We start from the raw sequence: 9,818 nt of genomic DNA, 5'->3' as shown, positions 1-9,818 counted from the left end.
GACACCGGCCGCCAGACCGGCTTTTGGCTGGAAGAGCTGGCCGCACCTTACTACGCCTTTAAAGATGCAGGCGCAGAAATTACGCTGGCTTCACCGAAAGGCGGTAACCCGCCGTTAGACCCAAAGAGTAATGAGCCTGACTTCCAGACCGCGCAGACCCACCGCTTCGAGGCAGACGCCGGAGCAACAGCACACCTGGCTTCAACGGTTCGCCTCGACAGCGTTTCACAAGCTGATTACGACGCCGTTTTTTATCCGGGTGGCCACGGACCTCTGTGGGACCTGGCCGAAGATAAAAACTCCATCGCCCTTATCGAAGCATTCCTGGCGGCAGACAAGCACGTCGCTCTGGTCTGCCATGCGCCTGGCGTGCTGCGCCACGTCAAAACCCCGGAGGGAAAACCGCTGGTAGAAGGCCGTAAGGTCACAGGTTTTACCAACAGCGAAGAGGAAGCCGTGGGCCTGACGCAGATTGTGCCTTTCCTGGTAGAAGACGAGCTGATTGCCAAAGGCGGGATTTACTCGAAAGGGGCGGACTGGAGTTCTTATGTGGTCAGCGACGGCCTGCTGATCACCGGGCAAAACCCAACGTCCTCGGCGGCGACGGCGGCTCAGCTGCTTAAGCAGCTGGGTGCATAACTGTTAATCACGTGGGGAGGGAGTTCTTTAAGCACTTCCCACTTAGTAAATCTAGACAACATCACACACCTGAATGTCCGTCCGCTTTCATGTAAGTCAGGGAGCCAAGATGTCATGGGTGTTAACTTAAAAAATGACAATTGAAGGAAATTAATCATGTTTAAAAAATCATTTACTACTCTGGCTTTAAGCCTGGTTCTGTCAGTTTATGCTCAGTCTTCAATGGCTGCGCCGGTAAAAAACATAGTTCTGGTACATGGCGCTTTTGTTGATGGCTCAGGTTGGAATCCAGTGGCTCGCATTCTGAATAAAGCAGGCTACAAAGTGTCGATTGTTCAGGAACCTCAAACCTCGCTGGCGGATGATGTCGCTGCGACTCGGCGCGCTCTCGCGTTACAAAGTGGTAAATCATTACTGGTTGGCCATAGCTACGCCGGAATGATCATCAGTGACGCGGGAAATGATCCCTCTGTTGCCGGTCTGGTTTACATCGCAGCGTTCCAGCCAGAGCAAGGTGACTCATTGCTAAGTTTGGCCAAAAAATATCCGCCAGCTGCTCAGTCAATTACTGAAACGCCAGATCACTTCCTTTATATCAAACCGGAAAATTTCCACGCGGACTTTGCAGCTGACTTGCCAGTCAAAGAAACAAATCTGTTGGCACAATCTCAACTCATGCCTGCAGTAGCAGCATTCACTGCCCCGGCAGGCGTTCCGGCATGGAAAACGAAGCCAAGCTGGGCCGTAGTGGCGACGCAGGATCGTGCTATTAATCCAGAATTGGAGCGCTTCATGGCTAAACGCGCGCACAGCACCATCACTGAATTGAAAGGCAACCATGCCATTTACGCATCGCAGCCGGAAAAAATTGCGACCCTGATCGAAAAAGCGGCGCAAAGTTTATCTCAGTAAACATTAGTTAAATGCTTTATTGGCCAGTCATTCTTTGAATGATTGCCAAGTGTAAAAGCAAATATAAGAAAAAAAAGACTTCTAAATCAAATGCTCCGCCCATGAGGCGTCGCCAACAGAAAAGAGAATAAAGAGATGAAAACTATTCAGGTAAAAGACGGTTCTAAGATTGCATATAAAGACTTTGGCAAGGGACAAACCATTATTTTCTCCCACGGCTGGCCATTATCAAGTGATGCATGGGATGCGCAAATGTTGTTCTTCGGTCAGCAGGGGTTCCGTGTAATAGCTCACGATCGCCGCAGCCATGGCAACTCGAGTCAGACGTGGGACGGCAATGATATGGATACCTACGCTGAAGATTTATCATCACTCATCGAACAGTTAGATCTCAACGATGTTGTTCTGATTGGACACTCTACTGGCGGTGGGGAAGTCGCACGCTATATCGGTACGTATGGCTCGGCACGCGTCAGCAAAGCAGTACTTATCGGCGCAGTACCTCCGATTATGCTGCAAAGTGAGAAAAACCCTGGCGGTCTGCCTATGGAAGTGTTTGATGGCATCCGTGCTGCGGTCGAAAAAGACCGTTCTCAGTTCTACAAGGATCTGACCACGCCGTTTTTCAACTATAACCGTTCGTCAGAGACGCCTTCTGATGGTGTGAGAGAAAGCTTCTGGCTTCAGGGTATGCAGGGTGGGATCAAAGGTCAATATGACTGTATCAAACAGTTCTCTGAGGTTGATTTCACTGATGACCTTAAGAAAATCGATGTGCCAACCCTGATCATGCACGGTGATGACGATCAGATCGTTCCGCTGGCCGACTCGGCCATTCTGTCCGCGCAACTTGTCAAAGATGCGCAGCTCAAGGTCTATGCAGGATTTGGCCACGGAATGACAATCACCCAAGCCGGGACGATTAATGAAGACCTGCTGCGATTCATTGAAGAGTAAAGCGATAAGGGACATACAAGGCCCCATTTACACCCGTTTTTCCAGGTCTTGAACGAATTTTTAAAAAAAAATTCAGTGCCTAAAAATATACCCACTTACCCACGCTTAAAGTGTGCTTAAAAATAATTTAATGAGGATATAACCATGAAAAACGTAACTAAAGCCTTTGCCGTAATCGTACTAACTGCCGCTTCTTTTGCCACTGTTGCCGCGACCGAAGTCAACGCTGTACCTGTGAAGGGGCAAAGTATAGGGGTGATCAACGCTTCAGCTGTCGGAACTAATTTGAGCGACCTGCAGGACAAACTGGCGGCGAAAGCGACTGAACATGGTGCAACGTCATACCGTATTATTTCGGCCGGTGGCGATAACCATCTGTACGGTACTGCTGAAATCTACAAATAAGCTTTAGCAAAATGGAATGCTTTTAACTTACCTATAGACGACTGGTCTAGTTCTTGGTAGATTAAACATATGAATACTACATCTCAACTACATAACAATGAAATCCGCGAGCACATTCTTGCAACAGGTCAGCGTATTATGGCTGGTAAAGGATTTTCTGCGGTCGGATTGAATGAAATACTCAAAGATGCTGGTGTGCCTAAAGGCTCTTTCTATCACTACTTTAGTTCGAAAGAAGCTTTTGGCGTAGATATGCTGGCACACTATTTTGATGATTATCTAGCCGATATCGACAGGACACTGAGCCAGCCTGGTCTCAATATGGCTCAGCGACTGATGAACTACTGGCAGCAGTGGCGAGAATCTCAGTCTTTCTCTGAGTGTCAGGGTAAGTGTCTTGCCGTGAAACTAGGTGCTGAAGTTGCCGATCTTTCGGACACGATGCGCTTAACGCTAGAGGCAGGCACTTCAGGGATAATCTCGCGTCTGGCCGAAGCGTTAGAAACGGGCGTAGCCGAGGGGTCTCTCACGATTGAAGATACACCTCGTACTGTGGCAGAAAGCCTCTACCAGCTTTGGGTTGGTGCAAGCGTAATGGTCAAGATTGTTCGAAATACTGGCCCGTTTGATTCAGCGCTGATCACGACAAGAAAAATTATTCATATTACCCCCTAGCAAGGGGGTAATCAGTATAGAGCCGTTTTTTGCACCCACTCTATAGACGACCGGTCTAATATTGCCCGCAATTAATAGACGACCGGTCTAATTAAACTATTAATCTGAAATGCAGGAGAGTAATCATGAAAATTCTTATGGTCTTAACCTCACACGACAAACTGGGCGACACCGGCCGCCAGACCGGCTTTTGGCTGGAAGAGCTGGCCGCACCTTACTACGCCTTTAAAGATGCAGGCGCAGAAATTACGCTGGCTTCACCGAAAGGCGGTAACCCGCCGTTAGACCCAAAAAGTAATGAGCCTGACTTCCAGACCGCGCAGACCCACCGCTTCGAGGCAGACGCCGGAGCAACAGCACACCTGGCTTCAACGGTTCGCCTCGACAGCGTTTCACAAGCTGATTACGACGCCGTTTTTTATCCGGGTGGTCACGGACCTCTGTGGGACCTGGCCGAAGATAAAAACTCCATCGCCCTTATCGAAGCATTCCTGGCGGCAGACAAGCACGTTGCTCTGGTCTGCCATGCGCCTGGCGTGCTGCGCCACGTCAAAACCCCGGAGGGAAAACCGCTGGTAGAAGGCCGTAAGGTCACAGGTTTTACCAACAGCGAAGAGGAAGCCGTGGGCCTGACGCAGATTGTGCCTTTCTTGGTAGAAGACGAGCTGATTGCCAAAGGCGGGATTTACTCGAAAGGGGTGGACTGGAGTTCTTATGTGGTCAGTGACGGCCTGCTGATCACCGGGCAAAACCCAACGTCCTCGGCGGCGACGGCGGCTCAGCTGCTTAAGCAGCTGGGTGCATAACTGTTGACGAAGTTAAGGTGACAGGATGCCCACCTGTCACCTCTTACGCTGCTCACTCATGGAAAATCCTTATGAATCATAAAGCCTTATTCGAGCCAACCAAGCTTGGTCCTTATACCCTTAAAAATCGCATTGTATTTCCACCGCTGACGCGCCAAAGAAGTGAACAACCCGGTAATGTACCCACCGACCTCATGGCCGAATATTACCGTCAACGCGCGGGTGCAGGTTTCATGATCACTGAAGGCACTCAGATTGAGCCCCGTGGACAAGGTTATGCCTGGACACCGGGAATTTATACTGAGCAACAAATTGAGGGTTGGAAAAAAGTGACCCGCGCGGTCCATGCCGAAGGGGGGATTATTTTTGCACAACTTTGGCATGTGGGACGCGTTTCCCATTCTGCACTGCAACCAGAAGAAAGTGCCCCCGTTGCTCCTTCAGCGATTCAGGCTGAACAAGCAAAGGCTTTTATTGAGACAGGGCCAGGTACGGGCACGTTGGTTATCCCTTCGATTCCCCGCGAACTGACTCGGTCAGAAATTAAAGATCTCGTGAATTTATATGCCCAGGCGGCGAAAAATGCCATCAGTGCAGGTTTTGACGGGGTCGAGATCCATGCTGCGAATGGCTATTTGGTTAATCAGTTCATTTCAGAGCATGCAAACCAGCGTAAGGATGAATACGGCGGTTCTATTGAAAATCGACTGCGGTTTCTGGATGAAATTGTTCAGGCTATCACTAATGCAATAGGGGCAGACCGTCTGGGCGTTCGCTTCACGCCTTTATTTTCCAGCACAGATGAAGACCGCGTCTATATCGGCTTGGTTGAAAGTGATCCGCATAAGACCTACGTAGAAGCTGTAAAAATCCTGGAAAACGCCGGTGTTGCCTATGTGTCTATAGCCGAAGCCGACTGGGAAAATGCTCCGGACTTGCCCGAAGCGTTCCGCCGTGAGATCCGCACGATATTTAGTGGACGCATCATCTATGCCGGTCGATACACAGCAGAACGTGGTGCCCGGATGGTCGAGGAACAGTTGGCTGATCTCATAGCATTTGGTCGTCCATTTATCGCCAACCCTGATCTCCCTAAACGCATTGCGAATGGTTGGGCATTTAACAATCTTAACGCCACCACGCTGTATGGCGGGGCGGGTGAAGGTTTTACTGATTATCCGATTTACAACGCGCAGCGTTAAAAAATTTAAGGGGCATATCATGAACAATGGAATTGAAAATAAAGTTATTTTAATCACCGGCGGTAATACAGGGATCGGTGCTGAGGTTGCTCGACTCCTTGCCAGTCGTGGTGCTAAGGTTGCAATCGCAGCACGCAGACAATCAAAAACAGAGCAAGTAATTGAGGAAATTACCCGCGCCGGTGGGGATGTTAGAGGTTATTCGCTCGATGTTACTGATAAGCATCAAGTTGAGTCCGTAGTTTCAGCCGTTATAAGAGATTTTGGAAGACTTGACGTTCTTATTAACAATGCAGGTCTGATGCCAATCCGCCCTATGTCAGAGGTCAATACTGACGAATGGGACGCCATGATTGATGTCAACTTGAAAGGCACACTTTATGGTATCGCTGCCGTGTTGCCTCGCTTCCTGGCACAAGAGAGTGGGCACATCATTAATCTGAGTTCAGTCGCAGGTATTAAGGTATTTGCACCCGGCGGTACGGTCTATTCGGGCACCAAATTTGCCGTGAGGGCAATTTCAGAAGGTTTAAGGCAAGAGGTTGGAGATAAAGTGCGCGTGACGTCAATCGAGCCAGGCGCAGTAGAAAGTGATCTGAAGTATTCAACGTCCGGTACGGCATCAGAAACTGTCCTGGAGTTTTATAAACAGGCTATACCTGCAGCTTCTGTTGCCCGCGCAATCGCTTTTGCCATTGAACAACCGGCAGATGTTGATATTAATGAAATCGTTCTACGTCCGACTCGTCAAGAATTCTGAGCCTTAGGTATTCAACAATATTAGCAGGCCCTCAGTAACGTGCTTTTTTCAGTAGTTAAATAGGGGGCCGCTATGTGCCAGAATCGAACAGCGTGTCCTCCCGAATGCTCTTAAAATCGGTAAGAGCCACGGCAACTATGGCCCGATAATAAATTGTAGTGATTATCGGGTAACCCGACTATGTCCTAAAGGCCAACTTTCGAGCATCTCGGGTCAAAATTCTGCCAGTAAGGGCAGCAGCATAAGCCAAATCTTTTATGTTCGCCTTTCGCTCAATACTGCCTGTCATACCTGCTTAAACTGGGTAATGAAGGCCATGATGCTTAGCGTACGTTTTCGTTCCATTGGTTCCCGAACCCCGCTTACAGGCCACCTCCACAGCCGTGATCGTATTAAAAGAAATTTACCTTAGCTTCGCCGTTATTAAAGAATCCTTTAATAAGGCGTGGCATAATTAAAATAATTTTTAATAACACCTGTAGTAATCAAGGGATTTTTTAATGAAACGTGTGTCAGGACAATTTACCGAAACCGCCAGCTATGATGAAACGGTTCGTGCATTTATACCTGCACCTTTGCCTCCTGCTGCACCCGTTCTCGACCCTGTCTCTTATCAGGAACTCAATGAAAAGGCGGAAAAGTCGCTTGCCCGATTGTCCGGTATGTCAGGCCTGGTCTCTTCAAGCGAATGGCTTGTTTACAGTGCTATCCGAAAGGAAGCATTGCTCACCTCACAGCTGGAGGGAACCCAGGCAACGTTAACAGATATCTTCGATGAAGAAGCGGGGCTTTCAGTGACGAACGTTGAAGATGTGGAGGAAGTAACTAACTATCTGCGGGCTTATAAATTCGTGCACGATCAGATGAACTCTCCCTCAGGCCTTCCGGTCTGCGTACGCCTGCTGAAAAATGCGCATCAGGTGCTTTTATCCGGTGCCCGCGGCGCCGTAAAACAACCGGGCGAAGTGAGATCGACACAGAACTGGATTGGCGGGACGAGACCGGGCAACGCCTCCTATGTACCGCCCCCGCCGGAAGAGGTAGGTGAGCTACTGTCCGATCTGGAAAAATTCATACATGAGCCGCAACCCTCGCTGCCACCTCTGGTACGTATCGCACTGGTACATGCGCAGTTCGAAACCATTCACCCTTTCCTGGATGGAAACGGGCGCATCGGTCGTCTGCTTATAGCCATGCTGCTGGAAGAATGGCAGCTGCTGAAAGAACCCCTGCTTTACGTTTCCGGGTACCTGAAACAGCATCAGAGGTACTACTATCAGTGCTTAACTGATATCCGATCAAAGGGTGACTGGGAACAGTGGGTGGCATTTTTCCTTGAAGCGGTCACTTTTTCAGCAGAAGAGGCGCAGCAGGGGATAATTAGGATTGCGACCTTGTTTGCCGACGACAGAAAAAAAATCCTCTCAATGAGCTCAACGTCGGTACACACCATCCGTCTGTTTGAATTCCTGCCGACGATGCCAAAGCTGACAGTTGAGCGTGCCGTTGAGCTGCTGGAGGTAACCTATCCGACAGCGAACAACGCCGTCAAAAGTCTGGTAGAAGCCGGTGTACTTGTTGAAACGTCAGGCAGGGCGCGACACAGGAGCTACGTTTACAGCCGGTACGTTGAGCTTCTTCGCGACTGATCCGCATACGGACTGACAACGCAGCTAAAAAGAAGCGGGTCAGTCCGGCCAGTATTGTCTTCCATTAGCCCACCCATGAGTGTGCTTCAAACATGCATATGTGCCTTCCTGAATGTCCTTATCGACCTGCTAAACAGCATTTTTTCTTACGCGTTGTGCAGAAGTCGTATCCGTATTTTTATAAACCGAGGCCGATAAACGCTCTGCCGAGCCGTACCCTGGCCGACAGGGCAGAGCTTTTCGTTGCTAAAACTTCTCATCGAACTTGTTTTTCTGAATGGTCAGTTCGTCACCGGGCTTAATTGTCTGTACTTTATTTTGCTCGGCGTCTTTAGTCGGGCTGACCGGTGTTGAGACTGTGTCTGGCAGGGGACTTTCCTCTCCTTCTTTTACAGCTCCGGCATGGTCAATATCGACTTCCTGACGGCGAACCGAATCATTGACCGTTTCCACCCGCTCGCTCTGGTCTGTACGGACCACGACTTCTTCTTTCACCTGTACGGTTTTATTTATCACGGGTAACTCATGAGTTTCAGCGACTTCGACTGTTTTTTCAGACCAGTCCACATCATCCGGGGAAGCGTGCTGAGTCAGTGGACGGCGAAAAATATCTGCATGTTGTTCATGCAGGGAGACTTCTTTTGACACATCGTCAGTAACGGTATAACGCCTTACACGCGTCGATCCTTCACTGACCAGACGCTTACCGACTTCAAGCCTTTCTTCAGCCAGGCGGAGCACTTCCTCTTCGGTTTCATCTCCGGTCAGGGAAGTCCTGACAGGCGTGACGCCAGTCGGCTGAACCTCGCCGGTATAAAGTTCGTCAGTGGGCACGCCGGCGGATGACTGAATATCAGTATCGTTTCTCAGGCCCGGTTCGCCATACTGCTGCATATTTCCTGAGTCATGTGCGTCAATAATGCTTAAGGCACGTGGAAGCTGTTCTTCATCTGCTCTGAGCGTCAGCACCACACCACCGGTACGCAGTGCATCTTCATAAACTTCAGCCTGCTCTTCATCGACCGTATCGCCAAACAAACGCTGCCAGAGTCCGGGATGGCGAGCTTCGTGTTCCTCTTTATTGAGCCTGTCACCTGAAATCACATCAATATCATTGTCATCAAAGCCAGCCTTAAGCAGGCTTCGTTTTGCACCTTCTGCATCAGCAGTATTACTGAACATTGTTACGATTTTTTCATGTGCCATGGATTATTCCTCGGTTTTTTCCGGATTTGTAACGTCACCATCTTCCCGCTGGACACTTACCTGTTGACGGCGAAGGGAAACGGTTTCTTCAAAGGGAATTTCCTCCTCAGCTTTGTGAATATGAAGTTCCTCTTTGAGCACCAGCCTTCGTATAATCTCAACCTCTTCTTCCACAACCGGCACGATGAGCACGCCATTTTCCTCCCTGATTTCAGGTACAGCACTAACGCGCTGATTTTTAGCAACATGAGTAACCTTCACCTTTTCGCGCCGTAACAGCATGCTTACCGTTTCGTCATGCACTGAAGTTGAGCGCGTCACCTTGACCCGGCTTTTTACAGACTGCTCCCGCGTAACCTGAAGTTCTTCTTCCGCAAGGCTGAAAGTAACCTCGTCATTTTTCTCTGGTAACTCGCCTGAAGGCTGATTGCTCATAATTGCCCGCTCACCTGTGTGACCAACTGATATAAACAGCCAGACTTAAGCCATGCTTAAGTGTAATAAGCTGGCTGACAAATTAATCATGGCACATTAATAGGGATTTACACTGCCGGGCGATAAAAAGCACGAGGGCTGGATTTATACAGACGCCAGAGGAAGGACGGTA

Annotated in this window: 11 protein-coding genes; 9 read left to right on the top strand and 2 right to left on the bottom strand. The window is 49.3% G+C overall.

Annotated elements, in window-relative coordinates:
• The 9 genes from SC127_RS02555 to SC127_RS02515 form a co-directional block, all read left to right on the top strand.
• Positions 1-639: type 1 glutamine amidotransferase domain-containing protein (locus SC127_RS02555; RefSeq protein WP_332625085.1), on the top strand; the 639-nt coding region annotated here is incomplete at its 5' end.
• Positions 640-795: 156 nt separating this feature from the next.
• Positions 796-1,551, top strand: coding sequence for an alpha/beta hydrolase (locus tag SC127_RS02550; protein ID WP_243080068.1), 756 nt, complete (start codon positions 796-798; stop codon positions 1,549-1,551).
• A 135-nt stretch (positions 1,552-1,686) separates the two neighbouring features.
• On the top strand, positions 1,687-2,508 hold the full coding sequence (locus SC127_RS02545) for an alpha/beta fold hydrolase (RefSeq protein ID WP_243080069.1): 822 nt from the start codon (positions 1,687-1,689) through the stop codon (positions 2,506-2,508).
• Between the two features lie 144 nt (positions 2,509-2,652).
• Positions 2,653-2,913: a multiple stress resistance protein BhsA gene (gene bhsA / locus SC127_RS02540; RefSeq protein WP_215845056.1), complete on the top strand. Its 261-nt coding sequence runs from the start codon at positions 2,653-2,655 to the stop codon at positions 2,911-2,913.
• Positions 2,914-2,982: 69 nt separating this feature from the next.
• Positions 2,983-3,588 (top strand): TetR/AcrR family transcriptional regulator, encoded by a 606-nt coding sequence (locus SC127_RS02535; protein ID WP_215845057.1) that lies wholly within the window; start codon positions 2,983-2,985, stop codon positions 3,586-3,588.
• A gap of 125 nt (positions 3,589-3,713) precedes the next feature.
• Complete coding sequence (locus tag SC127_RS02530) at positions 3,714-4,394, top strand: type 1 glutamine amidotransferase domain-containing protein (protein ID WP_332625081.1); 681 nt, start codon at positions 3,714-3,716, stop codon at positions 4,392-4,394.
• A 71-nt stretch (positions 4,395-4,465) separates the two neighbouring features.
• Positions 4,466-5,596 (top strand): alkene reductase, encoded by a 1,131-nt coding sequence (locus SC127_RS02525; protein WP_332625079.1) that lies wholly within the window; start codon positions 4,466-4,468, stop codon positions 5,594-5,596.
• A 19-nt stretch (positions 5,597-5,615) separates the two neighbouring features.
• Positions 5,616-6,356 carry an SDR family oxidoreductase gene (locus SC127_RS02520; protein ID WP_332625077.1) on the top strand — a complete coding sequence of 247 codons (741 nt, stop codon included), beginning with the start codon at positions 5,616-5,618 and terminating at the stop codon, positions 6,354-6,356.
• 500 nt (positions 6,357-6,856) lie between these two features.
• The gene (locus tag SC127_RS02515) at positions 6,857-8,005 is read left to right on the top strand and encodes a Fic family protein (RefSeq protein ID WP_243080072.1); all 1,149 of its coding nucleotides are present in this window, start codon (positions 6,857-6,859) and stop codon (positions 8,003-8,005) included.
• Positions 8,006-8,251: 246 nt separating this feature from the next.
• Here SC127_RS02515 and SC127_RS02510 read toward each other — a convergent pair whose 3' ends face one another.
• Together SC127_RS02510 and SC127_RS02505 are read right to left on the bottom strand one after the other, a co-directional pair.
• The gene (locus SC127_RS02510; protein WP_332625075.1) at positions 8,252-9,211 is read right to left on the bottom strand and encodes a YsnF/AvaK domain-containing protein; all 960 of its coding nucleotides are present in this window, start codon (positions 9,209-9,211) and stop codon (positions 8,252-8,254) included.
• A 3-nt stretch (positions 9,212-9,214) separates the two neighbouring features.
• Positions 9,215-9,646: a DUF2382 domain-containing protein gene (locus SC127_RS02505; protein ID WP_215845061.1), complete on the bottom strand. Its 432-nt coding sequence runs from the start codon at positions 9,644-9,646 to the stop codon at positions 9,215-9,217.
• Positions 9,647-9,818 lie beyond the last annotated feature (172 nt).

It is taken from the genome of Pantoea sp. T14, from assembly GCF_036663535.1.
GTDB classification, from domain to species: Bacteria; Pseudomonadota; Gammaproteobacteria; order Enterobacterales; family Enterobacteriaceae; genus Pantoea; species Pantoea phytostimulans.
This window is presented reverse-complemented; position numbering and strand designations above follow the sequence as displayed.

Excerpts from the sequence above, each read along its gene's own strand:
- SC127_RS02525 (WP_332625079.1), top strand. The coding sequence starts at position 4,466 with ATGAATCATAAAGCCTTATTCGAGCCAACCAAGCTTGGTCCTTATACC.
- SC127_RS02550 (WP_243080068.1), top strand. The coding sequence starts at position 796 with ATGTTTAAAAAATCATTTACTACTCTGGCTTTAAGCCTGGTTCTGTCA.
- SC127_RS02535 (WP_215845057.1), top strand. The coding sequence starts at position 2,983 with ATGAATACTACATCTCAACTACATAACAATGAAATCCGCGAGCACATT.
- SC127_RS02510 (WP_332625075.1), bottom strand. The coding sequence starts at position 9,211 with ATGGCACATGAAAAAATCGTAACAATGTTCAGTAATACTGCTGATGCA.
- SC127_RS02530 (WP_332625081.1), top strand. The coding sequence starts at position 3,714 with ATGAAAATTCTTATGGTCTTAACCTCACACGACAAACTGGGCGACACC.
- SC127_RS02520 (WP_332625077.1), top strand. The coding sequence starts at position 5,616 with ATGAACAATGGAATTGAAAATAAAGTTATTTTAATCACCGGCGGTAAT.
- SC127_RS02515 (WP_243080072.1), top strand. The coding sequence starts at position 6,857 with ATGAAACGTGTGTCAGGACAATTTACCGAAACCGCCAGCTATGATGAA.
- bhsA (WP_215845056.1), top strand. The coding sequence starts at position 2,653 with ATGAAAAACGTAACTAAAGCCTTTGCCGTAATCGTACTAACTGCCGCT.
- SC127_RS02505 (WP_215845061.1), bottom strand. The coding sequence starts at position 9,646 with ATGAGCAATCAGCCTTCAGGCGAGTTACCAGAGAAAAATGACGAGGTT.
- SC127_RS02545 (WP_243080069.1), top strand. The coding sequence starts at position 1,687 with ATGAAAACTATTCAGGTAAAAGACGGTTCTAAGATTGCATATAAAGAC.